We start from the raw sequence: 25776 nt of genomic DNA on the forward strand, positions 1-25776 counted from the left end.
CTTATTATTTTGAAAACAACACCCAGTGGTGAATCTCAGTCTAGTGCCGTCAGGTTACTGCAATTGACCGACACGCATCTATTTGCGCCTCAGGATGGCTGCTTACTGAGTGTGAACACCCACGACAGCTTCAAAGCTGTTGTGTCTGAAGTGTGCCAGCAAGGCACGCATTTTGATGCATTATTGGCAACGGGCGATATCTCTCAAGACCATACAGAGTCATCTTATCGAAAGTTTGTTGACGGCATTGTGCCGCTTAACCTCCCTTGTTTTTGGTTGCCGGGTAATCACGATTTCAAACCCAGTATGAACAGTGTATTGGATTCACCTCTGATACAAACCGCAACGCATAAGTTGCTGGGCGAGCATTGGCAAATAGTGTTGCTGGACTCTCAAGTGGTGGGTGTACCCCATGGTCGATTAAGTGACAGTCAGCTGGAGTATTTGGATAGAAAACTCAGTGAACACCATGATCGACATACGTTGGTGTTGCTCCATCATCATCCAATACTGGTGAACAGTGCTTGGCTTGACCAGCATTCACTAAAGGATTCACAAGAGTTTTGGGATATTGCCGATAAACATGACAATGTGCGTGCTGTGTTATGTGGTCATATCCACCAAGAACTTGATTTAATGCACCATGGTGTAAGGGTATTAGCAACACCGTCAACATGCGTTCAGTTTAAGCCCAACTCCAATGAATTCTCTTTGGATATCTTGTCGCCAGGATGGCGAGAGCTGGAGCTCTTTAGTGATGGTCAGCTAGACACCATCGTTAAACGTTTACCACACGGCGCATTTCGTCCCGACTTTAATGCTGAAGGTTACTGATTTTAATGCTGAGGGTTACTAATGGATAAAAAGCCGTCGCTATTGCTCTACATTCATGGTTTTAACAGCTCACCTCAATCACATAAAGCGCGTGTCATGCAGCAGTTTTGTCAGGAGCATCGCCCTGATATTACGGTTGTGGCTCCGCAAATGCCGAGCTTCCCTAAGCAAGCTGCTAGGTATTTGACTGATGTTATACATCGCTATGAAAAGACGCATCGAATTGGCTTAATTGGTAGTTCATTAGGTGGTTATTTGTCGACGTGGCTAAATGCGCAGTATGGTTTTAAAGCCGTGTTGATTAATCCAGCGGTTAAACCTTATGAGTTGTTAGTGGATTTTCTTGGTGAGCAAGAAAATCCTTATACTTATGAGCGATACACATTAGAATCTCGCCATATCGATGAATTGAAAGCGTTAGACGTAGTGGTCATTCATTCACCTCGTGATTTCTGGTTGTTGCAACAAGAAGACGATGAGGTATTGGACTACCGTCAAGCTGTCGCTAAGTATTCGAACTCAAAGCAAACAGTGGAAGCAGGTGGCGATCATAGTTTTGTTAATTTTGAGCGTTATCCAGAGCAAATTATCCACTTCTTAGAGTTGTAGCTTTTTCACTAATAAGCGTGTAGCTGAGGAGGGAGTCATAAATTTCCCCCCAACTTTGGTGCGAAACTTGACAACACTTCCTTTGAGCCAGACTATGATGTGTCTGTACTTACGCGTGTGCCTTAAGACTTGTTGGTTACGAGTCAAATGAAGGCCGATGGTGCAATGCATCATCGACTCTCTTTTTGCTGCTAAGTATCAATCTTTATTTGAGTAAAATTTCCGTATTATGACAGAACAATATAATGCTGGAGCCATTGAGGTTCTCAATGGTCTTGAGCCAGTACGTCGCCGACCAGGGATGTATACGGATACAGCGCGTCCAAACCATTTGGGCCAAGAAGTTATCGATAACAGTGTCGATGAAGCGCTAGCCGGACATGCCTCGAAAGTGCAAGTAATTCTCCACGCCGATCAATCTTTAGAAGTGATTGATGATGGTCGAGGTATGCCCGTAGATATCCACCCAGAAGAAAAAGTGTCGGGTGTTGAACTGATTTTTTGCAAGTTGCATGCTGGTGGCAAGTTTTCTAATAAAAACTACCAGTTTTCTGGTGGTTTGCATGGAGTCGGTATCTCTGTGGTCAACGCGTTATCGAAACGTGTTGAAGTCACCGTTCGCCGTGATGGTCAAGTCTATGAAATGGCGTTTGAGCACGGCAACAAGGTTGAAGAGCTGACAGTAACGGGGACTTGCGGGCGTCGTAATAAAGGGACCAGTGTTCACTTCTGGCCTGATACGAGCTACTTTGATTCCGGCAACTTCTCCGTTACTCGCTTGGTAAATAACCTGCGTGCTAAAGCCGTACTATGTCCTGGGTTGGAAATCACCTTTAGCGACAAAGTGAACGGAAAAGATCATAAATGGCATTACGAAGATGGTCTGAAAGATTACCTTGCTGAAGGGGTGAAAGGCTATACCGTTTTACCAGAAGTCCCTTTTACTGGTGAGTTTTCTGCAGAGACAGAAGCGGCGACTTGGGCGCTAATTTGGCAGCCTGAAGGCGGCGAAATGATCACCGAAAGCTATGTTAACTTGATTCCTACCGCTCAAGGTGGCACGCATGTTAACGGCTTACGTCAGGGGCTTCTTGATGCCATGCGTGAGTTTTGTGAGTTCCGAAACTTGCTGCCACGTGGTGTTAAGTTAACGGGCGATGATGTGTTTGATCGCTGCTCGTATGTCTTGTCCGTGAAAATGCAAGATCCTCAGTTTGCTGGGCAAACCAAAGAACGCTTATCGTCACGTCAGTGTGCAGCTTTTGTTTCTGGCGTTGTGAAAGATGCTTTTAGTCTGTGGTTGAATGAAAAGCCCCAGTTGGCAGAGCAACTCGCTGAAGTATGTATTGCTAATGCTCATCGACGCATGCGTGCGAGTAAAAAAGTCGTGCGTAAGAAGGTCGCGTCGGGCCCAGCTCTACCTGGTAAATTGACCGATTGTTCACAGCAAGATCTGAACCGCACAGAAATTTTCTTTGTGGAAGGGGACTCTGCTGGAGGCTCAGCGAAACAAGCTCGAGATCGTGAATTTCAAGCCGTGATGCCACTACGAGGTAAAATTCTGAATACTTGGGAAGTGTCGACGGACCAAGTGTTGGCCTCTCAAGAGGTGCACGATATCTCGGTTGCGCTGGGGATTGACCCTGATAATGATGATTTGAGTGCTCTGCGCTACGGTAAAGTGTGCATTCTTGCCGATGCGGACTCGGATGGGCTACACATTGCAACCCTACTATGTGCCCTGTTTACCAAGCACTTCAGAGGACTAGTCTCGGCGGGGCACGTGTATGTTGCCATGCCACCACTTTATCGAATCGACTGTGGTAAAGAAGTCTTTTATGCCCTAGATGATGACGAAAAAGATGGCATTTTAGAGCGATTGAGTAAAAAGAAAGCGAAGATCAACGTACAGCGATTTAAAGGTCTGGGTGAAATGAACCCATTACAACTTCGCGAAACGACGATGGATCCGAATACTCGCCGCTTGGTGCAACTGACGATTGACGATGACAGTGCAACCGATGAAATGATGGATATGCTGCTAGGTAAAAAACGAGCGGATGACCGCCGTAGCTGGCTGCAAAGTAACGGCGACATGGCCGAGGTATAACGATAATGTCGACTGAAATATCTTTTGATGGCGTTGAACAGCTGCCAATGCGCAAGTTCACCGAAGATGCCTATTTAAATTACTCAATGTACGTGATTATGGATCGTGCATTGCCTTATATTGGTGACGGCCTTAAGCCGGTACAGCGTCGTATTATTTACGCCATGTCTGAGCTGGGTTTATCATCAGCGGCCAAATATAAGAAATCCGCACGTACCGTTGGTGATGTACTGGGTAAGTACCACCCGCACGGTGATTCTGCGTGTTATGAAGCCATGGTATTGATGGCACAGCCGTTTTCTTATCGCTACCCGTTAGTAGACGGTCAAGGAAACTGGGGTGCACCTGATGATCCTAAATCGTTTGCTGCGATGCGTTATACCGAAGCGAAATTGTCTAAGTTTGCTGAAGTATTACTGAGCGAAGTCGGTCTAGGTACGGTTGAGTGGCAACCAAACTTTGACGGCACGATGAAAGAGCCGAAGATTCTTCCTGCGCGCTTACCTCATATTCTACTAAACGGAATTACGGGTATTGCGGTGGGTATGGCAACGGATATCCCGCCTCATAACGTCCGTGAGGTTGCGGATGCAACCGTGCACTTAATTGATAATCCAAAGGCGGAATTGTCGGATGTCATGGCGTATGTCAAAGGGCCTGATTACCCAACAGAAGCGGAAATTATTTCCCCGCAGACGGACTTAGAAAAGATCTATCGTACTGGACGCGGTAGTGTGAAAATGCGTGCGGTTTGGCATAAAGAAGGCGCAGATATTGTTATCACCGCGCTACCTCATCAGGTCTCTGGTGCCAAGTTGCTAGAGCAGATTGCCAACCAGATGCGTGCGAAAAAGCTGCCTATGGTGGATGATCTTCGTGATGAATCGGATCATGAAAACCCGACTCGCATTGTGATCGTGCCACGCTCTAATCGTATTGATTGCGATCAGTTGATGAATCACTTGTTTGCTTCAACAGATCTTGAGAAGAACTTCCGCGTTAACCTCAACATGATCGGTTTGAATAATCGTCCACAGGTGAAAGGGCTCGTTACCATTTTATCAGAGTGGATTGCTTACCGCCGTGAAACGGTTCGTAAACGCTTGCAGTATCGTCTTGATAAGATCTTAGCTCGCTTGCACATCTTGGAAGGTTTGCTGATTGCGTATCTCAACCTTGATGAAGTGATTGAGATTATTCGTACTGAAGATGAACCTAAAGCCGTTTTAATGGCGCGTTTTGGTATCACCGACATTCAAGCTGATGCGATCTTAGATACCAAGCTTCGTCACCTTGCGAAGCTGGAAGAGATGAAAATCCGCGGTGAACAAGATGAGCTTGAAAAAGAGCGCCAAAAGCTAGAAAGCTTACTGGGCTCTGAGCGTCGCATGAATACTTTGCTGAAAAAAGAAATTCAAGCAGATGCGGAGAAATACGGTGATGATCGTCGCTCGCCATTAGTTGAGCGAGCAGAAGCGAAAGCGATGACAGAGCGTGATCTTGTTCCTAGTGAGCCGATCACCGTGGTTCTATCGGAGAAAGGTTGGATTCGTCATGCGAAAGGTCATGATGTTGATCCATCAGGGCTAAACTATAAATCCGGTGATAACTACCTTGCAGCCGCGCGCGGCAAAAGTAGTCAACCAGCGGTATTCCTAGGAAACGATGGACGCAGTTATTCACTTGAATCGCATTCATTGCCTTCTGCGCGAAGCCAAGGTGAACCAATTACTGGGCGCCTTAATATCAATGCGGGTACGAGTATTCGCCAAGTCATCATGGGTGAAGAATCGCAGTTGTGGTTGATTGGTTCTGATGCAGGTTATGGTTTTGTTTGTAAAGGCTCTGATCTTCTGTCGAAGAACCGAAGCGGTAAAGCTCTGGTGACCTTACCACAAGCTGCTGAAGTGATGACGCCAAGTATGGTGGGCGACTTAGATTCCGATGAAATCATGGCGATTACCAATCAGGGAAGAATGTTGTTGTTCCCGATAAAAGACTTGCCACAATTAGGCAAAGGTAAGGGCAATAAGATCATCAATATCCCGTCTGCTAAAGCCAAATCGAGAGAAGAGTTTGTTTCTCACCTGATGGCATTACCTCAAGGTGCGTCAGTGACGCTTTATGCGGGTAAGCGTAAGTTAGGTCTCAAACCTGCAGACTTGGAAAACTTTAGAGGTGAGCGGGGTCGTCGCGGTGGACTTCTACCAAGAGGTCTACAGCGTGTCACTCGAATTGACGTAGAGGGCTCTGTGTCATTTGATAGTGAAACAGTTGATGAATAATTTGTTTCGTTCGCTATAAACAAAAATGCCGCTGAGAAATCAGCGGCATTTTTTTATCGGCGGTTTTTATGCGTTATGAGGTCTATTCGCGGCTATCTTCAGCAACGGTCACAGGTAGTGTCATCTCTTTACCGTCTCTCAATAAGGTAACGTCGACAGTGGTTCCTGGTCTTAAGTCTGTGACGAGGTCTAATACGCCCTGTCTACCATTTAACTTCTTACCGTTAATCGTCAGGATAATATCTTGAACTTCAATGCCGCCTTTCGCAGCGGGTCCTTGTGGGTCCAGTCCGAGAACAATGATGCCACCAATGTGCTCATTGCCTAATAGGCGAGCCGTGACGGAATTGATATCTTGCCCATCAATGCCGATATAGCCGCGAATCACTCGACCATCAGCAATGATTTTCTCCATTATCTTACTGGCAAGCTTATACGGGATAGCAAAGGAAATGCCATAGGTTTCTAAGTCAGTAGCTTGTTGGAATGACGCGGTATTGATGCCGACAAGCTCACCTTGGGTATTGACTAAAGCACCACCAGAGTTACCTTGATTGATAGCGGCATCGGTTTGAATAAAGGCTTGAATACCTCCGGCACTAATAGATGAACGGCCAGTGGCGGAAATAATGCCAAACGTTGTGGTTTGTCCCAAGTTATAAGGGTTGCCAATTGCCAAGACGACATCACCGACTTTAGGGCTGTAGTTTGGGTTGAGAGGAATGACCGGGAGATCTGAGCCTTCTACACGTAATATGGCGATATCAGTGCGCTGATCTTTACCCACCAGTTGCGCAGCAGCAACACGACCATCTTGCAGTGCGACAATGATTTGATCGGCATTGGCGACCACATGGTAGTTAGTGATGATATAGCCTTTTTCGCTCACGATGACACCAGAACCCAGGCCTTGTGTGGACAGTGTTGTGCGGTCGCTTTCTTTATATTGCCGGCTATAGATGTTAACGACGGCTGGTGCCGCTTTACGTACCGCTTGATTAAAAGAGACTTGCAATGAAGCATCTTGCGTCGGCGTTGCGTCAAACTGCTCTGAGATGATCGTAGGTCTTAGCGACGGAACGGCAATTAAGACTAACAGAGCCGTAATCAGCCCCATTGATACAGATCGTAATAAAAAGTTCAGCATTGCTCTCTCTAATGGATACCGGTGTGGGTGGTCTATTGGACAAAATAACAATCACTGAAGCTAGCATAGTAGGGAATGGTTCGATAACGAAACCAATGACCATGGGACTAAATACTTTTTTGAGCAACAGCTTGCGAGCAAAGCATATCACTTTGTGAGCAAATAATAAAAAAGGGCAGTCACGTCCGGCTGCCCTTTCACTAAGAATTTACATAAAGTGTGTCATGTTACCGTACAACAAGATAAATAGTGCGGTCATCTCGTTGAATATTTAGCGCGAGAACGCCTGGCTTTGCTTCGAGTATTTTACGAAGCTCACCCACATTCTTAACACGCTGGCGGTTCACACCCATGATGATGTCGCCTTGTTTAAGTTCATATTGGGCAGCAGGCGAGCCTTCAACTACGGAGGTGACTTTTACACCATCGACGTTGTCGCTTTTCTCTGTATTGGCAAATTCAGCGCCTGTTAAACCTTCATGTAGTTTGTCGGCTTTCGTGATGCTCTTCGCCCCTTCCGTTAACGTTGCTTGGGTCGTCATTGTTTTACCGTCTCGGACAAGTCCGAGTTCGATAGTCTTACCAGCACCTAGTGTGGCGACTTTTGCTCGCAATTCGCTAAAGGTAGTGATTTTTTTACCATTGACAGAGACGATAATATCGCCGGCCTTAAGTCCGCCTTTTTCCGCTGCACTGTCAGGCATGACTTGGCTAACAAAGGCGCCTTTGCTGGAATCATAACCCAGCGCTTCAGCCAACTCAGACGTGACTTCGCCACCTTGCACGCCTAACATGCCACGTTTCACTTCACCAAACTCAATAATTTGTTCGGTTAGGTTATTCATCATATTCGATGGAATAGCAAAACCAATACCCACATTGCCACCATTAGGACCCAAAATCGCGGTATTGATACCAATGAGCTCACCTTTAAGGTTAACCAGTGCACCGCCTGAATTACCGCTATTGATTGCTGCGTCGGTTTGAATGAAGTTTTCAAAATTTTCTAAATTGAGACCGCTGCGCCCTAGAGCCGAGACGATGCCAGATGTGACGGTTTGTCCTAAGCCAAACGGGTTGCCGATGGCAACAGTAAAATCCCCCACACGGAGTGCGTCCGAGTCGGCGAGTTTTATCTCGGTCAGATTTTTGACATTATCAAGTTTGAGTAAGGCGACATCTGACATTTCATCGCCGCCAACCAGTTCAGCATCGTATTCGCGCCCGTCTTGCAATTTAATACGTATTTCTTCTGCGCCATTGATAACGTGATAGTTGGTTACGATGTAGCCCTTCTTAGCGTTAATAACAACCCCAGACCCCAAGCCGCGGAAAGGTCGCTCTTGCAGTTGTTCTGTTGGAAAGTCTGGACCGAAGAAGAATTTAAATTGCTCTGGATATTGCTGTTTAGAGACCTGAGTGCCTTCAACGGCAATACTGACAACCGCGGGTGTCACCGTCTCTAGCATAGGCGCAAGGCTTGGAAGTTGTTCGCCGTTGACCGCAAGGGGTAATGCTGCTGAGACTGACATGGGTGTGATGATGGCACTCAAGCTTAACGACAGAACAGTTAAGGCAAGCGTTGGCTTCTTCATCATAAAACTCCTCTAAGGTTTAGTAAAAGTTATGACTAGGCAATTGGGATAAAGTTCATTCGAAATGGGGAGGTGATATCAGATTCACTCAACAGGTTGAGTGAATCTGTCGTACTTGCTTGTTGAGAATTTAAGACGCTTTTGCCGTGACAGGTTCGCTGGCGACAAGCTCTGGTGACTCAATCACTTGCTTTTGCTCTCCTCTCAACAAACCAGTTGCGCCATTGGCATAGTCTTTTGGTTGCTCATCAATATCTGAGTCTACCGCTGACTCTACGTTGTGCTCCGCGACTTTTTTAACAAATGGATTGTCTTGCTCTGGCAAGTTAGGCAGCAACTCGGCTGAGGTTTTTGCCATATGTTGATAGAGCTTGGTGTAATCTTTGCCTAGCGTATCTAGCATTTCTGCGCTTTGAGCAAAATGGTCAGATAACTCTTGACGTTGTTGTTCTAAAGCAAATTTTGCAGATTCGAGATCTTTTTGTATGGTTTTTTGTTTTTTGTACTGTGGGGTAGTGAGGCGAGAAATCACAATTCCTAAAATAGCGCCCACAAGCAGACCGACAACGGCGTAAATCCAAGGCATAGCAGCTTCCTTAATTATTGTTTATTAACATGTGCGTTACCTGATGGTTACACACGTTGTTCTGTCATGGTACTATGAGAGTTCTTACCAATAAAGCAAAATACACCATTTATGGTTGTTGGATCTGTGCTGCGAGTTATCCATGACGCCGATAGAAAAGTATAATAATGATATTGAAACAAATGGTTTTCAACGCGATGCCGCTCAGCATCAGGCGGTGGAAGCATTAGACCGCCTTCATCATGAGTTCATCGATTATCTGAATTTTGAAGCGCCAGCGCTGACGATGATGCAAAAATTATTAGGCAAGTCACCAGAGGAAGCGATTGCCCCACAAGGGCTGTATTTTTGGGGGGGCGTTGGGCGAGGGAAAACGTATTTAATGGATGCGTTCTTTGATAGTTTGCCTTCTGAAAAAAAAATGCGCGTTCACTTTCATCGCTTTATGTATCGAGTCCATGATGAGCTGAAGAAATTAGGGGATATTGAGAATCCGCTTGAGAGTGTGGCTGATATTTTTCATGCTGAAGCCAACATTATCTGTTTTGATGAGTTTTATGTCTCTGACATTACCGATGCAATGATTTTGTCTTCTTTAATGCAGGCGCTATTTAATAGAGGCGTCGTGTTGGTTGCGACATCAAACATCCCACCTGAAAATTTATATCGTAATGGCCTGCAACGTGCGCGGTTCTTACCTACGATTGCCTTGATTCAAAAACATTGCCACATACTGAATGTTGATAGTGGTATCGACTACCGATTGAGAACCTTAGAGCAAGCCGAAATTTACCATTATCCACTGGATAACTCAGCGAATGAAAATCTTCATCGTTATTTTAAGCAGTTGGTAATGGAAACGCGGCAACCAGACACTTCAATCGATATTAATCATCGGGATATTTCTGTTATCGCGTCGGTGGACGATGTTTTGTTCGCGACTTTTGAACAATTGTGTCAAACCATGCGCAGCCAAAATGACTACATTGAGATGTCTCGGCTTTATCACACCGTATTACTGGCGGATGTGAAACAGATGGACAGCAAGCTTGATGATGCTGCGAGACGGTTTATTGCGCTGGTGGATGAATTTTATGAGCGCCGAGTGAAATTGATTATTTCTGCGGAAGTCGAATTAGAGGCAATTTATACAACAGGGCAGCTAGAGTTTGAGTTTAAACGTTGTATTTCTCGCCTAACAGAAATGCAAAGTCATGATTATTTAGCCTCTGAGCACTTGGCGTAAGGGTTTTTACCTATTTTGTCTAAAAAATAGGTGATTTTTTCCTCTAGCTTCTCTATAATCCTGCGACCTACCGTTACTGCGAGCCTCTAGTTATGACGAAAGTCTAACTATGCCAAGTGTTTCCAACACTCGAAGGGGTGATGAATGGGACTCTTAGACAGTGGGAACAGTTTGTTCCTTAAGTGTAAATTTTTTTAATAGGTAATTATTAGCATGAAAACTTTCGTTGCTAAACCAGAAACTGTAAAACGTGACTGGTATGTTGTAGACGCAGAAGGCAAAACTCTTGGCCGTATCGCAAGTGAGATCGCATCTCGTCTTCGTGGTAAGCATAAAGCTGAATACACTCCTCACGTAGACACTGGTGATTACATCATCGTTGTTAACGCTGAGAAAGTTACTGTAACTGGTAACAAGGCTAAAGGTAAAGTGTATTACCGTCACACTGAGTTCCCAGGTGGTCTTAAGTCTATCACTTTTGAAAAGTTGATCGACAAGAAGCCAGAAATGGTAATCGAACTAGCTGTTAAAGGTATGCTACCACGTGGTCCTCTAGGCCGTGCTATGTACCGTAAGCTAAAAGTTTACGCTGGCGCTGAGCACAATCATGCTGCTCAACAACCACAAGTACTAGACATCTAATTGGGGATATCAGAAATGGCAGAGAATCAATACTACGGCACTGGTCGTCGCAAAAGCTCAGCTGCTCGCGTTTTTATTAAACCAGGCACTGGCAACATCGTAATCAACAAGCGTGAACTAGAAGTTTACTTCGGTCGCGAAACTTCTTGCATGGTAGTTCGTCAGCCTCTTGAGCTTACTGAACTAACTGAGAAGCTAGATCTATTCGTTACTGTTAAAGGTGGCGGTATTTCTGGTCAAGCTGGTGCAATCCGTCACGGTATCACTCGCGCGCTTATGGAATACGACGAAACTCTACGTCCTGCTCTACGTGCAGCTGGCTATGTTACGCGTGACGCTCGTTGCGTTGAGCGTAAGAAAGTTGGTCTACGTAAAGCACGTCGTAAGCCACAATTCTCAAAGCGTTAATTTTTCGTTCTTCGAAAAATCTACGCTCCAGTTTATACTGGTTTGTGGTCCAAAAGCTCAGCCTCTCGGCTGGGCTTTTTGTTTTTTCAGTCCGGTATAAATCCTCTAGATTCATCAACTCCCCCTAATAGACTGTGCTTTTCCTCCCTTTTGTGAACTGGTAAACGATTTCCTGCGATAGATGTTACGAAAAGGTAGCTTTATCTTGTCAAAAAGTAGGGTTTTCTTTATCATTTGCTATCAAATAAATACAACTAAAATTCTTATTTTGTTAGCCATGCTTTATTGGTGATAACTAATATCGGAATGGACTCAAGTGTGCAGGTTTTAATTATAAAATATGCACGTTCAATTCAAGGAAGATAACCAAAGGAATGGTTCCCCCGCGGTTATTTAACATGACAGAGCAGCTTGGATTCGCTTGATATTGGCCCAAGGAGCATATGGGAGAAATGTTGGATGAGCAATGCGCCTTTAAATAACGGTCGTAGGCGTTTCCTTACTGCCACAACTGCGGTTGTCGGTGGTTTGGGAGCAGCTGCAGTCGCCGTTCCTTTTATTAAATCTTGGAACCCAAGTGCCAAAGCAAAGGCCGCCGGTGCTCCTGTAGAGGTTGAAGTCAGTAAACTTGAAGAGGGCCAAATGGTTCGTGTCGAGTGGCAAGGCAAACCGGTATGGGTTGTTAGGCGAGCACAGTCTGTTTTGGATAATCTGGGGACGTTATCAGATAAATTACGTGACCCACAATCTCAAGAAGAACAGCAACCGGAATATGCTCAAAATGGTTATCGCTCGATTAAACCAGAGTATTTTATCGCGGTTGGGTTTTGTACTCACCTAGGATGTTCGCCAACTTACCTTGCGGATTCTTTTAGTGAACAAGTCCAAGGTGTGAAATCAGGCTTCTTCTGTCCTTGCCACGGGTCTAAATTTGACATGGCAGGCCGAGTATTCCAAAACGTGCCGGCACCACTGAATCTAGTGATTCCTAAGCATATGTATTTGAGTGATACAAAAATTCTTATCGGCGTGGATGAGGGGGATGCATAATGCAAGCTGTACTTGATTGGGTAGAAAAACGATTACCCGCAATGAATGCTTATAAAAAGCATTTATCAGAATATCCAATGCCAAAGAACTTTAACTTTTGGTATTTATTCGGCTCTCTTGCTATGTTGGTCCTTGTTAACCAAATCCTAACGGGGATTTGGCTTACCATGAACTACGTACCATCTGGTGAAGGCGCATTTGCTTCTGTGGAATACATCATGCGTGATGTGGAATACGGCTGGTTGTTGCGTTATATGCACTCAACGGGTGCATCTGCTTTCTTTGTGGTTATTTACCTTCATATGTTCCGCGGCCTGATTTATGGCTCATACCAAAAACCTCGTGAGTTGCTTTGGGTTTTCGGTATGCTAATTTTCTTAGTGCTAATGGCTGAAGCCTTTATGGGCTACCTTCTTCCTTGGGGACAAATGTCTTACTGGGGCGCTCAAGTAATTATTTCACTGTTTGGTGCCATCCCAGTTATCGGTGATGATCTGACATTGTGGATCCGTGGTGATTACATCATCTCAGGTGCGACACTAAACCGATTCTTTGCATTGCACGTTATTGCGCTACCAATTGTTCTACTGCTACTGATTGTCTTGCACGTTTTGGCGCTACATGAAGTGGGCTCAAATAACCCGGATGGTATTGAAACTAAGCTACCTAAAGGTTCAATGGGCGATGACTACAAAACGCAGTTCAAATTCCATGATTACTACAGCAAAAAATACGACATCATTGATTCGATACCTTTCCATCCATATGGAACGGTAAAAGATATGGTGGGTATAGCAGGCTTCTTCTTCTTGTTCTGCTACGTGTTGTTCTTTAACCCTGAAATGGGCGGTTATTTCCTTGAGCCACCAAACTTTGAAGCGGCGAACCCTCTGAAAACACCAGAGCATATTGCCCCAGTTTGGTATTTCACGCCGTTCTACGCCATCTTACGTGCGGTTCCTGATAAGCTGCTCGGTGTGGTTGCAATGGGGGCTTCAATTGTGTTCTTGTTTCTACTTCCGTGGTTTGACCGTTGTAAAGTTCGTTCTTACCGTTACAGAAGCAAAATCCATTTGATTAATATCATTCAGTTTACGATCAGCTTTATTGCGTTAGGCATTCTCGGTGCGCTTCCAGCAACGGCAACGTACACCTTGATGGCTCAAATCTTTAGTTTGGGATATTTCATGTTCTTCATTTTGTTGTATGTCTACAGTAAAAATGAGAACACCAAGCCACTACCGAAGAGGGTGACATTTAAATGAAAAAGTGGATTGTAGTACTTTTTGCTCTGTTGCCGTCTCTTGCGCTAGCAGCTGGTGGGAACGTGCATCTTGATAAAGCAAATAATGATCTGACGGATCAAGCATCACTGCAAAATGGTGCGAAGTTGTTCATGAACTATTGTTTTGCTTGTCACTCAACTCAATATCAACGTTATGAGCGTGTTGCCAATGATCTAGGTATTCCGGTTGAACTGGCTAAGGAAAACTTAGTCTTTGACTCGGAAGCGAAAATTGGTGATCTGATGGTGAACTCTATGCCACAAAAGCAAGCTGCGGCTTGGTTTGGGGCTCCGCCACCGGACTTGACCTTGGTTGCTCGTGTACGCGGTGCTGATTGGTTGTATACGTACCTTCGTTCATTCTATGCAGATCCAAGTCGTCCATTTGGTGTGAATAACATCACTTTCCCAAATGTCGGTATGCCGCACGTGCTTGAAGAGCTGCAAGGCATTCCAACCGCTATTGTGGAAACACATACGGTTGATGGCCAAGAGGTCGAAGTGATCGTTGGTACGGAGACAAACGGGCGTGGTGAATTGAGTTCAGCGGAATACGATGATGCGGTTCGTGATTTAGTGAACTTCCTTGAGTATTCGGGTGACCCAGTCAAACTTGAGCGTCATGCAATGGGTTGGTGGGTAATGGCATTCCTTGTGCTATTTACTATTGTCGTTGTGTTGCTGAAGAAAGAGTATTGGCGTGATGTACACTAATTGTGCTATCATGTCGCGCTGATTCTAAATTTTGTTAACAATGGAGGCCTTGCCTCCATTGTTTTTTGTAAGTATGCCGGAGGGCTCCATGGCTGTAGCTGCCAATAAACGTTCTGTGATGACTCTTTTTTCTAGTGCTACTGATCTATACAGCCACCAGGTTCGTATCGTTCTAGCTGAAAAGGGTGTCAGTGTTGAGGTTGAGTTAGTGGATGAGTCAAACATCCCTGCAGAGCTTGCTGAACTGAATCCATATAAAACTGTACCAACTTTGGTTGATCGTGAGCTTGCGCTTTACGATTCAAAGATCATTATGGAATACCTAGATGAGCGTTTCCCTCATCCACCACTAATGCCAGTTTACCCAGTTGCTCGTGGTAACAGCCGTTTAATGATTTACCGTATTGAACGTAACTGGTATACGCTTGCAGAAAAAGTAGTGAAAGGTACGGCTGAAGAATCTGAAGCTGCACGCAATAAACTGCGTAATGACTTGCTAACACTTGCGCCGATCTTTGCTGAATACGAGTACTTCATGAGTGAAGAGTTCAGCCTGATCGATTGCTACCTGGCTCCACTATTGTGGCGTCTGCCAGAAATGGGTATCGAGCTGGTTGGCCCTGGTGCAAAAGAGATTAAGATTTACATGAACCGTGTATTTGAACGTGATTCATTCCTAGCTTCGCTAACAGAAGCTGAGCGTGAGATGCGTTTAGTTCGCTAATTATTCATGGATATCACTAAAATGACGCCCCGCCGTCCTTATATGCTTCGCGCATTCTATGACTGGCTGGCAGAAAACGACCTTACTCCGCATATCGTTGTCGATGCAATGTTACCAGGAGTACGAGTGCCGCTAGAGTTTGTTCAAGATGGCCAAATTATCTTGAATATCGCTTCTAGAGCGGTGGGTCAATTAGAATTAGGTAATGAAGCCATTACCTTTCACGCTCGATTCGGTGGCAAGCCGCATTCGGTTATTGTTCCGCTTTATTCTGTGCAAGCTATTTATGCACGAGAGAATGGTGCTGGAACAATGTTTGAGCCTGAAGATGCATACTTGTCTATTGAAGAGGAAGACGTTGCAACAGAGACGCCGGTATCTGGTTTGTCTGTAGCGGAAGCGCCTGTCACAGAGTTACCAGTAGACTCGGCTGTTGAATCCGAACCTGATGGTGATGATGAGCCTCCTAGAGCTAAAGGGCGACCAAGCTTAAGAGTTGTGAAATAGTTTGATTCCATAAAAAAGACTGCTAATTAGCAGTCTTTTTTTTGTCTAGATAACGCTGTGGTTCATTCTGGGCATGGTCTGATTATACATGCCCAGATTGCCATTGTTATCGTGGTAAGGTCATTGTGAGGGCAGCAGCGATATTGCGCGACGTCATTTCTACATTAAACGCGGCTTCTTCCAACGCTGTTGCCAGATCCGTTGCGCCAAGCACGACACTGTAAACCGCATCGATACCGTGCTCATAAACAACGTGACAGTCTTTTGCTGTGCTACCTGCAATTGCAATGACGGGAATATCATACGCTTTTGCCGTTCTCGCGACCCCAATCGGCGTTTTACCGTGAATCGTTTGGCTATCGATACGTCCTTCACCAGTAATGACAAGGTTGGCATCTTTGACGACATCACTGAGCTGAATCGCATCCATTACTATCTGTATACCGGGACGTAGTTCAGCATTAAATAGCCCAAGGAATGCTGCACCTAGTCCACCGGCAGCGCCAGCGCCAGGGGTGTGCTTAACATCACGGCCATTGGTTAATCGGATAACATCAGCGTAGTGCGAAAGGTTGGTGTCAAGTGTTGCCACCATGGCAGGTGTCGCTCCTTTTTGTGGGCCAAATACAGCGCTGGCACCTTTATCGCCACAAAGTGGGTTGTCGACATCGCACGCGACTTCGAGCGTGATCTCTGCTAATCGTGAGTCGACGTGGTCCATGTTAATGGAAGTCAGTTTATTGAGCTCGCCACCACCGTAACCGAGTTCGCAACCCTCACCATCAAGCAACTGCGCGCCCAGTGCTTGAGCCATGCCTAAGCCACCATCGTTCGTGGCACTACCACCAATGCCGACGATGATGTGTTTTACGCCTTTGTCTAGTGCGGCTTTAATCAACTCTCCGGTGCCGTAAGAGGTCGTGATCAGTGGATTACGTTTTTCTGCCGAGACCAAGTGAATACCGGAGGCGGCTGCCATTTCAATGATGGCAGTGCTGCCATCACCGAGTAGCCCGTAGAACCCTTCAACACGTTGACCCAGTGGGCCGGTGACGGAGGCTGAGACCAGTTCCCCTCCAGTTGCATCAATGAGAGATTGCACGGTGCCTTCTCCACCATCAGCCATCGGTAACTTGATGTATTCGGCATTAGGCAGTATTTGTTTGAATCCGTTTTCAATGGCTTGTGCCACTTCCATTGCCGTTAAACTTTCTTTATATGAATCAGGAGCAATTACAATTTTCATGACAAAACCTTATACAAATAAACCAAATACACCAAACATCATGACAGAGACAAAGGCGATAACTAGACCGACAGCCGACTCGTAAGGAATGAGTTTTAGGCGCTCGTGAATGTCCATATGAACAGCACCGCCCGTCGCGTGGAAGAAGCTACCATGTGGCATGTGGTCGAGTACGGTTGCACCCGAGTGAATCATTGCCGCCCCTGCTAATGCGGGAACGCCGAGTTCAAGTATGGTGCCTGCAAAGACGCTGGAAGCGACGGCAGTACCAGCCGTGGTGGATGCTGTTGCCAGTGACATCATGGCGCCAGAAATAGGCGCAAGGAGGTAAGAAGGCAATCCGGAAGTGGTAAGAACATCGATTAATCCATCTTTTAACCCTGAGTTAGCGATGATGCCTGCTAGCGTACCCGTACCTAATAACATCACTGCCACTGGGGCCATTCGGCTGAGGCCGGAGACGGCAAAGTGGTTGGTATCGGCAAAGCGTCCCATCACGACAGCACCGATAAGACCACCGAGTGGTAACGCGATGAGAGGATCAACGTTAATACCTGCAATCGGGCGCAGTGATAGCAGCGCAATCGCAACCATAGGAGCCGTGATAGAAGCGACAAAAGAAGGGAGCTTAGAATGGTCAACCGCAACGACTTCGCTCGCTGCCACTTTTGATCCTTTGTTGATTAATTTTTTTGCGATGAAGTACGCGACAATCATACCGCAAATCCCCGGAATAACGCCGGCTGCCATTACCGAGGTCAGTGGGACGTTAAAAGCGTCAGCGGCCGCAATGGTATTTGGGTTGGGTGACATGACGTTACCTGCCTTACCGCCCCCAACCATCGCAAGTAAAATAGCGGCTTTGGAAATATCGGCACGGTGTGCAATCGCCAGTGCGATAGGGGAAACGGTAATAACGGCAACGTCAACGAAGACACCAACAGCGGTGAGGATCATGGTTGCGATTGCTAGTGCAAGTAGTGCACGAGTTTCACCAACCTTTTTGACTATGGTTTCTGCGATGGAAGTTGCGGCCCCAGATTCAATGAGCACACCTGCTAACACGCCTGCCGCGAGAATACGAAGTACAGCGGTGACAATACCTTGCGCACCACCAATCATTAAGCTGACGGTTTCTGTTAGCGAGACACCGCCAATCACGCCACCAATGAGAGCACCGATAATCATGCCGTATGCGGGTGGTACTTTCTTGAGAATGAGTGTTATAGCGACGACCAATGCCGCTAAGGCACCGAGAGTAGAGACTTCTATCATTTTGAGTTTTCCGCGTAAGTTATTAGAATTCTTGTCGGTGTAGAGTTTCACCTTGTTGAAAACAGACTACCGACAGAATAGGGCTAAAGCTTTATGCGAAGTGACAGATTTATAGATAGGAATGATAACGTATTTGTGCAGATGAACAGTTTTGTGATTTATTTAGATACATTTCAAAGCAAGATAAAGTTGAATCTTATCCTCTAACTTATTGATATTTAGTGTTGTTTCTTGCTCTATTTTGTCTAGTCGATAACGCAGCGTGTTTCGATGAATATGTAGCAGTTCACAAGTTTGAGCTAGATCGCAATTCTGTTCAAAAAAAACACGCAGCGTTTTTACTAGCACGTTTTTGGTGTCTGACTGTATGAGCTTATTCAGTGGATCGGTTAATTGCTGTGCTCGCCAAGGGTCTCTTTTAATGCTACTGACCAACACTGATAACTTGTGATCGTGATAAAAAAGGATCGACTTTGCTTTTGGTTGGCAGATTTCCATTGTGGATTTAGCCGTTTCGTAAGATTTCGCCAATCCAATGACGCCAGGGAAATAGTCACCAATGGTCATTTGAATAGAAAAGTCGCACTCGTGGTCGATGCGCTTCATTAATTTGGCAACGCGCTTTTGTTCTTCTTGTCGATTCCAAATAGTTTGCTGAACCGTAATCGGCTTAAGTACCACAATTTCGTTCATAGACACCGAGACAATGCCGACAATATTGTCGCGCTCAGGATATTCGAGTAAATGAACCAGTCGTTGTAGATGTTCCAGTGTTAGCGTTTCATTCGCTTTGGGAATCACCTTAATGACGGCTGCAACGCGTGGTTGGTCTAGGTCTAGATCTAATCGCTGAGCAATGGAGAGTAACTGTCCCTCGTTTAAGCTGGTTCCTTGGATAAGCTGTAGCAATAACTCTTCACGGTGGCGCTTGTTCCATTGGATTTGATGCATCAACGCCGCTTGTTCTACGATGAGTTCAGCCGTCATTTTGACTAGCTCGCCATAGCTGCGGACTTCATCGGGTGTGCCAGAGATTCCGACGACACCAATGACGTTATCATCATAAAGAATGGGTAAATTAATGCCTTTTCTTACCCCTGAGAGTGTCGACGCGACCGCATCATTAATTTCAATAATACGATTGTCCTTGATTGCCAGTAACGCACCGTCATGGGTGTGATGCAAGCGTGAAGGATCGCTTGATCCAATAATCACGCCGTTATCATCCATAACGTTGATTGAGTGTTGAATGATCTTCTTCGCTCTATCAACAATTTGTTTCGCTATCAATGCGTTGAGTTGCATCTCGTTGTCTCGACTACTAGGAATCTTTTGAGTATACCCGAGAACATTGGAATTTAAGGTATAATCATCCGGTTATTGCTAAGAGACAATGTGATGGAATTCGAATTTATTAAAAACTCGCTCACCGGAGAATATATGGTCCGGTGCGAAATGGGACATGAGGTACTGGCACGTTTATTCCAAGAGGAGATCTCTACGTGTGATCGCACCATTGCGGAAATTAAAGCTCAAATGGCTTTAGCATCGCAATACCCCAGTAAGGAATTTCGTTGGGAAGGCAAAGAAATTTCGTTAAGCATTCTTGAGTCAGAGGTCCATGTATTTGAAAACTGTCTGAATTTTGATGTAACTAGCGATAGTGTCGAAGACTTTGAGCTTTACAGTAGTGAAAGCTTTAGTGAGTCAGGTCTTGAGGACTTTAGTTCTGTTATCGCTCAGTGGGAGCGATTTATTCATAACCGATAGGTTGCTTTACCACTCTAATGCACAGTTCTAGTGCTTAACCGAATGCTTGCCTTATTTTTGTGAGCGTATTGCACCAATTGGGTGCGATACGTTTTCATTTTATTAACATATATCCATTCATTCCTTATATATCAATGTGTTAAAAACTTGGCACGCGCCTTGAAAGCGTTATTCCAACAACAGGGATACATACGGCGAAGGGGATGCCATGAAACTTATTAACGCAATCATTAAACCATTTAAATTAGACGACGTACGTGAAGCGCTGGCTGATGTCGGCATAGAAGGTATGACGGTTTCTGAGGTCAAAGGATTTGGCCGTCAAAAAGGACACACAGAATTGTACCGCGGTGCTGAATACCAAGTGGACTTTTTACCGAAAGTGAAGTTAGAGATTGCCACTCACGCCGATAATGTTGATCGAGTTGTCGAGGCCATTTCAAATGCCGCGCAAACCGGAAAAATTGGTGACGGTAAAATTTTTGTGTATGACTTGTGCCAAGCCGTTCGTATTCGTACGGGCGAAATGGATGCTGAAGCACTTTAAGGGATTGGAGACATTATTATGGAATTAGCAACAACAGTAAGTGAACTACGCTACGCGCTGGATACGTTTTACTTTCTTATTTCAGGCGCTTTGGTTATGTGGATGGCAGCGGGTTTTGCCATGTTAGAGGCGGGGTTGGTCCGTTCTAAAAATACCACTGAAATTTTAACAAAAAACTTCTGCTTGTACGCCATTGCTTGTACTTGTTACTTGGTTGTCGGTTATCACATTATGTATGTCGATAATGCGGAAGCAGGCTGGTTACCATCATTTGGTGCACTCATTGGAACACAAGCGGAAGGCGCGGACCACTCGTTAGAATCTGACTTTTTCTTCCAGGTTGTGTTCGTTGCAACGGCAATGTCAGTGGTCTCTGGTGCGGTTGCTGAGCGAATGAAGTTATGGTCATTCTTAATCTTCTCTGTCGCGCTAACCGCCTTCATCTACCCGGTGGAAGGGTATTGGACATGGGGTGGTGGTTTCCTCTCTGAAGCTGGATTCAGTGACTTTGCAGGGTCTGGTATTGTACATATGGCAGGCGCAGCAGCAGCACTAGCCGGCGTGTTACTCCTAGGTGCTCGTAAAGGTAAATATGGCAAGAACGGTGAAATCTATCCAATTCCAGGTTCAAACATGCCACTTGCAACGCTAGGTACGTTTATTCTTTGGTTAGGTTGGTTTGGCTTTAACGGCGGCTCTCAACTAATGGTCTCTGACTTTGAGAATGCAACAGCGGTTGGACAAATTTTCTTAAATACCAATGCTGCCGCTGCTGCCGGTGCGATTGCTGCGATGTTAGTGTGTAAGACAACGTGGGGCAAAGCAGACTTGACGATGATTCTTAACGGCGCACTTGCAGGCCTAGTCGCAATCACTGCGGATCCACTCTCGCCATCACCGGTTTATTCTGTGGCAATTGGTGCCGTCGCTGGTGCACTCGTGGTATTTAGTATTATCGGCCTTGATAAAATTAAGATTGATGATCCAGTCGGTGCGATTTCAGTTCATGGTGTGTGTGGCTTCTTTGGCTTGATGGTCGTACCACTGAGCAATGGTGATGCGAGCTTTGGTGCTCAGTTACTTGGGGCGGCAGTCATCTTTGGCTGGGTATTCGGTGCAAGCCTGGTCGTTTGGGCGGTAATTAAAGCAACGATGGGTATTCGTGTATCAGAAGATGAAGAGTTGGAAGGGATGGATATGCATGATTGTGGTGTAGGGGCGTACCCTGAGTTTGTTACTTCAAAGTAGCGACTAAAACCTAATTCAGAGCGTCATATTTAATATACACTTTGTTACATAATTGCTGAAAAACCTGCCCACCGTGGCAGGTTTTTTTATATCAGATCATTGTTTTCTATCCGGAGATGAATATAATAACGCAACTGATAAACGTTCTCATTTTGAATTAAAGGAACTAAATAATGAAAAAACTGCTAGCCCTATCAGCAATCGCCGCAGGATTTGCTGCCCCAGCAATGGCCGCTGAAGAAGTCAACGTTTACTCTTACCGTCAACCGTTTCTCGTTGAGCCTATGTTCAATGAGTTTACGAAAGAGACTGGTATTAAGGTTAATGTAAAGTTTGCTAAAAAAGGCTTAGCAGAGAAGCTTCAACAAGAAGGTGAATATAGTCCTGCCGATGTCGTATTAACAACTGACATTAGCCGCCTTGCTGAACTCACAGATAAAGACGTGGTTCAAGCCGTTGAAAGTGACGTTATCAATGCCAACGTTCCTGCTCAATATCGAGACAAAGAAAATGAATGGTTTGCTCTGACATTACGTACTCGTAATGTGTATTCATCAAAAGACCGTGTAGGCAAGCTTAGTGAAGATTTTAACTATGCTGATTTAGCGAACCCTGAATACAAAGGTAAAATTTGTACTCGTAGTGGTAAGCACCCTTACAACGTTTCTCTAGTATCTTCAATGATTGCTCATCATGGTGAAGCGGAAACGAAAGAGTGGTTGGAAGGCGTAAAAGCTAATCTAGCTCGCAAACCTCAAGGTAATGATCGTGCTCAAGTAAAAGCGATTAAAGAAGGGCTTTGTGATGTATCACTGGGTAATAGCTATTACCTAGGTAAAATGGTTAACGACAAAGAACAAAAAGCATGGGCAGACGCGGTTTACATTAATTTCCCGAATCAAAAATCGGAAGGTACGCACGTAAACATCAGCGGTATGGCGATGGCGAAATACGCACCAAACCAAGATAATGCACTTAAGTTAATGGAATTCTTAACGGGTGCAACAGCACAGCAGATGTACGCAGAAGTGAACTATGAATACCCGGTTAAAGAGGGTGTGAAGCGCTCGGAGTTAGTTGAATCGTGGGGCGACTATAAAGCAGACACGGTTTCACTTGATGACATCGCGGGTTATCACAATGCGGCAATCAAATTGTTAGATGAAGTTAAGTTCGACCTTTAATCGGCAAAAAGGGGTATAATACCCCTTATTGAATTCCGGTTACTGAACGTCTCGACTTCGTGTCGCCTGATGTATGTTTAGGCAATGAAAGAAAAAAATGCAGTTTGGAAAACCAGTAGTGGAGTGCTTACTCTGTTACTGGTTTTACCTATTTTAGCGATCTTCTATACAGCGCTTGGTGAAACAAGTGATATCTTCTCGCACCTAATAAATACGGTGATGCCCACTTACACCATAAATACAGTGCTTCTTGTTGTTGGTGTACTGATACTTTCTCTTATCCTTGGTGTGCCCAGTGCGTGGTTTATGGCCATGTGTAAGTTGCCATCAGAAAAAGTATTGCAATGGGCGCTGGTGCTTCCTCTCGCGATGCCTGGCTACATTATTGGCTATATTTTTACCGATTGGTTTGATTTTGCTGGCCCAATACAAATATGGCTAAGAAACGTATTTGAATGGGGAGTGGGCGACTATTGGTTCCCGGACATTAGAACCGTGGGTGGTGCTACGGTGGTATTGTCACTTGTCCTTTATCCGTATGTCTATCTTCTATGCCGTGCAGCATTTATGGAGCAAAATGTCTCGCTGTTGCAATCGGCTAGGTTACTAAAATGCACACCACTTGAAAGCTTTTGGCGAATTTCTCTGCCATTGGCCCGTCCTTCTATTGCGGTGGGTTTGTCGTTGGTGGCAATGGAAACCATTGGAGACTTTGGTACCGTCAGTTATTTCGCTGTGAATACCCTCACGACTGCGGTTTATGATACTTGGTTAGGTTACTCTAGCTTAAGCGCTGCAGCCAAAATATCCGCATTAATGATGATGGTGATCGTGTTACTGTTGGGGGCTGAGCGATACAGCCGTCGTCGTCAAAAACTGTTTCAAAACCAATACAATAGCCATGAAGATTTTCGCTATGAGCTTCAAGGTTGGAAAAAGTGGTTTGCCGTAATATGGTGTTGGGGGTTGGTGTCGATAGCCTTTATTTTCCCTCTTGGTCAACTGGTTATTTACGCATATAAGTACTTTGCTCAAAGCTGGACACCTGAATTTCAGCTCTATGCAATGAACAGCCTCAAGGTATCGATTATTGCTGCCGTGATTGCTGTCGCTATCGCGATAGTGGTGAATTTTTATCGTCGTTTAGCATCCAATACATCCAGCCAAGTTTTCATGAGAGCCAGCTCATTAGGCTACGCGGTTCCGGGAACGGTATTGGCGATTGGTGTCATGGTGCCTGTGCTATTTATGGATCATGCGATTAACGACTTTGCCGTCTGGATGGAATGGAAGCGTCCTGGGTTGCTGTTCTCTGGCTCTATGTTTGCGATTGTTTTTGCTATGGTGGTGCGCTTTTCAGCCGTCGCCATTGGTAGTATCGAAACCAGTTTAAGCAAGGTGTCGCCTTCACTAGATATGGCCTCACGTACGATGGGCTGCAAGCAAAACCAAATGTTGGCCCGCGTGCACTTTCCTTTGATTAAACGCGGGATTTTGATAGCAGGTCTTTTGGTGTTTATTGAGTCGATGAAAGAGCTCAATGCGGCGCTGTTATTGCGACCATTTAACTTCGAAACATTAGCGACTTACGTTTATAACTTTGCCTCTGATGAGCACTTAGAGTTGGCGGCTATGCCGGCGGTTTTATTGGTATTGGTTGGGCTTATCCCTCTCATCATTGTTAATCGATCTTTGGAGCAACCCCACTAATGACGACCGCGTTATCGATTGAAAACCTCTCTTGCCAATATGACTCTCAAATGGTGTTGGAAGCGTTGTCGCTGCAAGTGAATCACGGTGAGATTGTTTGTTTGCTTGGTGCGAGTGGCTGTGGCAAAACCACACTACTAAAAGCGATTGCTGGTTTGCTGCCTTTGTCCGGTGGGTTAATGACGTTAAATGAAAAAGTCATTGATGATGGTAAAACATGGTTACCGCCAGAGCAGCGTAATATCGGTATGATTTTCCAAGACTATGCGTTATTTCCGCATTTGACGGTGGCAGAAAATGTTGCGTTTGGACTCAAGGGGCAACCTAAAGAGCAACAAGATTCTATTGTGGATGAAGCGCTTCGTCTGGTTCATCTTGAGGCGTTTAAAGCCCGTTACCCACATCAACTTTCTGGTGGTCAGCAGCAGCGCGTGGCGATAGCAAGAAGCCTAGCTTATAAGCCAGATCTGCTTCTTCTCGATGAACCATTCTCAAATATTGATACGCAAGTTCGTCATGAGTTGATTCGTGAGATCCGTAAGATATTTAAGAAGCAAGGCATCACGGCTATCTTCGTGACTCACAGTCGTGAAGAGGCTTTTGCTTTTGCCGATAAAATGGCGGTGATGAATGAGGGCGTGATTGAGCAATATGGCAGTGCGTCAGAATTGTACTTCTGTCCATCCAGTAAATTTGTCGCCGATTTCTTAGGGGGCGGCAGTTACCTTGAAGCGACGCATATCGCAAGCTCGACGTTTGATACTGTAATAGGGCAGATTGCTGCGACATCGTGTACTTTTATTGCGGAAGGTGCAAAGTGTCAGTTGTTGGTTCGACCACAACAGATTCAATTATCCTCTTCTGAGCAAAGTAGCATTCATGTTGTAGAGCAACAATTCATGGGTGACCACTGCCGTTATGTGGTGGATATAAAAGGCACGCGAGTGCTTGCGACGTCAATGGAGGCATTGAATGTCGGCCAAAGCGTGGCAGTAAGTGTTGAATCTCAAGGGATCGTGGCTTTTAGTTAGCGACATTAACCAAATGGTGACTT

24 protein-coding genes are annotated in these 25776 nt (G+C 45.3%); 18 read left to right on the forward strand and 6 right to left on the reverse strand.

What is annotated here, in order from left to right:
- Positions 1 to 9: 9 nt before the first annotated feature.
- From cpdA to parC, 4 genes are all read left to right on the forward strand, one after another.
- A complete protein-coding gene (cpdA, locus tag MD535_RS18445) occupies positions 10 to 834 on the forward strand; it encodes a 3',5'-cyclic-AMP phosphodiesterase (protein WP_265676522.1) in 825 nt (274 codons plus the stop codon).
- 21 nt (positions 835 to 855) lie between these two features.
- Entirely contained in the window at positions 856 to 1443 is a 588-nt protein-coding gene (gene yqiA / locus MD535_RS18450; RefSeq protein ID WP_265676523.1) for an esterase YqiA, read from the forward strand.
- A 229-nt stretch (positions 1444 to 1672) separates the two neighbouring features.
- Positions 1673 to 3553: a DNA topoisomerase IV subunit B gene (gene parE / locus MD535_RS18455; protein ID WP_265676524.1), complete on the forward strand. Its 1881-nt coding sequence runs from the start codon at positions 1673 to 1675 to the stop codon at positions 3551 to 3553.
- A 5-nt stretch (positions 3554 to 3558) separates the two neighbouring features.
- Positions 3559 to 5838, forward strand: a complete 2280-nt coding sequence (gene parC / locus MD535_RS18460) for a DNA topoisomerase IV subunit A (RefSeq protein ID WP_265676525.1) — start codon at positions 3559 to 3561, stop codon at positions 5836 to 5838.
- Positions 5839 to 5920: 82 nt separating this feature from the next.
- On the opposite strand, the gene degS is transcribed toward parC, so the two are convergent.
- From degS to zapG, 3 genes are all read right to left on the reverse strand, one after another.
- A complete protein-coding gene (gene degS, locus MD535_RS18465; protein WP_265676526.1) occupies positions 5921 to 6985 on the reverse strand; it encodes an outer membrane-stress sensor serine endopeptidase DegS in 1065 nt (354 codons plus the stop codon).
- A gap of 227 nt (positions 6986 to 7212) precedes the next feature.
- Positions 7213 to 8580 carry a Do family serine endopeptidase gene (locus MD535_RS18470; RefSeq protein ID WP_265676572.1) on the reverse strand — a complete coding sequence of 456 codons (1368 nt, stop codon included), beginning with the start codon at positions 8578 to 8580 and terminating at the stop codon, positions 7213 to 7215.
- Positions 8581 to 8710: 130 nt separating this feature from the next.
- Complete coding sequence (zapG, locus tag MD535_RS18475; protein WP_265676528.1) at positions 8711 to 9166, reverse strand: Z-ring associated protein ZapG; 456 nt, start codon at positions 9164 to 9166, stop codon at positions 8711 to 8713.
- 142 nt (positions 9167 to 9308) lie between these two features.
- Here zapG and zapE point away from each other — a divergent pair, with 142 nt between their 5' ends.
- From zapE to sspB, 8 genes are all read left to right on the forward strand, one after another.
- A complete protein-coding gene (gene zapE / locus MD535_RS18480; protein WP_265676530.1) occupies positions 9309 to 10412 on the forward strand; it encodes a cell division protein ZapE in 1104 nt (367 codons plus the stop codon).
- 213 nt (positions 10413 to 10625) lie between these two features.
- The gene (gene rplM / locus MD535_RS18485; RefSeq protein ID WP_244358259.1) at positions 10626 to 11054 is read left to right on the forward strand and encodes a 50S ribosomal protein L13; all 429 of its coding nucleotides are present in this window, start codon (positions 10626 to 10628) and stop codon (positions 11052 to 11054) included.
- Positions 11055 to 11069: 15 nt separating this feature from the next.
- A complete protein-coding gene (rpsI, locus tag MD535_RS18490) occupies positions 11070 to 11462 on the forward strand; it encodes a 30S ribosomal protein S9 (RefSeq protein WP_250617398.1) in 393 nt (130 codons plus the stop codon).
- 459 nt (positions 11463 to 11921) lie between these two features.
- Positions 11922 to 12512, forward strand: coding sequence for a ubiquinol-cytochrome c reductase iron-sulfur subunit (gene petA / locus MD535_RS18495; protein ID WP_102469799.1), 591 nt, complete (start codon positions 11922 to 11924; stop codon positions 12510 to 12512).
- Positions 12512 to 13777, forward strand: coding sequence for a cytochrome b (locus tag MD535_RS18500; RefSeq protein ID WP_265676531.1), 1266 nt, complete (start codon positions 12512 to 12514; stop codon positions 13775 to 13777). The genes petA and MD535_RS18500 overlap by 1 nt, the downstream gene beginning before the upstream one ends.
- Complete coding sequence (locus MD535_RS18505; RefSeq protein ID WP_265676532.1) at positions 13774 to 14511, forward strand: cytochrome c1; 738 nt, start codon at positions 13774 to 13776, stop codon at positions 14509 to 14511. The genes MD535_RS18500 and MD535_RS18505 overlap by 4 nt, the downstream gene beginning before the upstream one ends.
- Before the next feature lie 88 nt (positions 14512 to 14599).
- Positions 14600 to 15235, forward strand: a complete 636-nt coding sequence (gene sspA, locus MD535_RS18510) for a stringent starvation protein SspA (RefSeq protein WP_265676534.1) — start codon at positions 14600 to 14602, stop codon at positions 15233 to 15235.
- 6 nt (positions 15236 to 15241) lie between these two features.
- Entirely contained in the window at positions 15242 to 15742 is a 501-nt protein-coding gene (gene sspB / locus MD535_RS18515) for a ClpXP protease specificity-enhancing factor (RefSeq protein WP_265676535.1), read from the forward strand.
- A gap of 106 nt (positions 15743 to 15848) precedes the next feature.
- Here the strand turns inward: sspB and MD535_RS18520 are convergent, their stop codons facing one another.
- From MD535_RS18520 to MD535_RS18530, 3 genes are all read right to left on the reverse strand, one after another.
- Entirely contained in the window at positions 15849 to 16988 is a 1140-nt protein-coding gene (locus tag MD535_RS18520) for a glycerate kinase (protein WP_265676536.1), read from the reverse strand.
- Between the two features lie 9 nt (positions 16989 to 16997).
- Positions 16998 to 18263 (reverse strand): GntP family permease, encoded by a 1266-nt coding sequence (locus MD535_RS18525; RefSeq protein ID WP_265676537.1) that lies wholly within the window; start codon positions 18261 to 18263, stop codon positions 16998 to 17000.
- 162 nt (positions 18264 to 18425) lie between these two features.
- Complete coding sequence (locus MD535_RS18530) at positions 18426 to 19568, reverse strand: sugar diacid recognition domain-containing protein (RefSeq protein WP_265676538.1); 1143 nt, start codon at positions 19566 to 19568, stop codon at positions 18426 to 18428.
- A 93-nt stretch (positions 19569 to 19661) separates the two neighbouring features.
- Between MD535_RS18530 and MD535_RS18535 the strand changes: the two genes are divergently transcribed.
- From MD535_RS18535 to MD535_RS18560, 6 genes are all read left to right on the forward strand, one after another.
- Complete coding sequence (locus tag MD535_RS18535; protein ID WP_265676539.1) at positions 19662 to 20033, forward strand: YacL family protein; 372 nt, start codon at positions 19662 to 19664, stop codon at positions 20031 to 20033.
- A gap of 208 nt (positions 20034 to 20241) precedes the next feature.
- Positions 20242 to 20580 (forward strand): P-II family nitrogen regulator, encoded by a 339-nt coding sequence (locus MD535_RS18540; RefSeq protein WP_250617406.1) that lies wholly within the window; start codon positions 20242 to 20244, stop codon positions 20578 to 20580.
- Between the two features lie 18 nt (positions 20581 to 20598).
- Positions 20599 to 21828: an ammonium transporter gene (locus MD535_RS18545; RefSeq protein WP_265676541.1), complete on the forward strand. Its 1230-nt coding sequence runs from the start codon at positions 20599 to 20601 to the stop codon at positions 21826 to 21828.
- A 173-nt stretch (positions 21829 to 22001) separates the two neighbouring features.
- A complete protein-coding gene (locus MD535_RS18550) occupies positions 22002 to 23012 on the forward strand; it encodes a Fe(3+) ABC transporter substrate-binding protein (protein ID WP_265676542.1) in 1011 nt (336 codons plus the stop codon).
- An 84-nt stretch (positions 23013 to 23096) separates the two neighbouring features.
- On the forward strand, positions 23097 to 24722 hold the full coding sequence (locus MD535_RS18555) for an ABC transporter permease (protein WP_265676543.1): 1626 nt from the start codon (positions 23097 to 23099) through the stop codon (positions 24720 to 24722).
- Positions 24722 to 25753: an ABC transporter ATP-binding protein gene (locus MD535_RS18560; protein WP_265676544.1), complete on the forward strand. Its 1032-nt coding sequence runs from the start codon at positions 24722 to 24724 to the stop codon at positions 25751 to 25753. Before MD535_RS18555 ends, MD535_RS18560 begins: the two co-directional genes overlap by 1 nt.
- The last annotated feature ends 23 nt before the right edge of the window (positions 25754 to 25776 follow it).

The sequence above is a fragment of the Vibrio qingdaonensis genome, assembly GCF_026191675.1.
Taxonomy (GTDB): domain Bacteria; phylum Pseudomonadota; class Gammaproteobacteria; order Enterobacterales; family Vibrionaceae; genus Vibrio; species Vibrio qingdaonensis.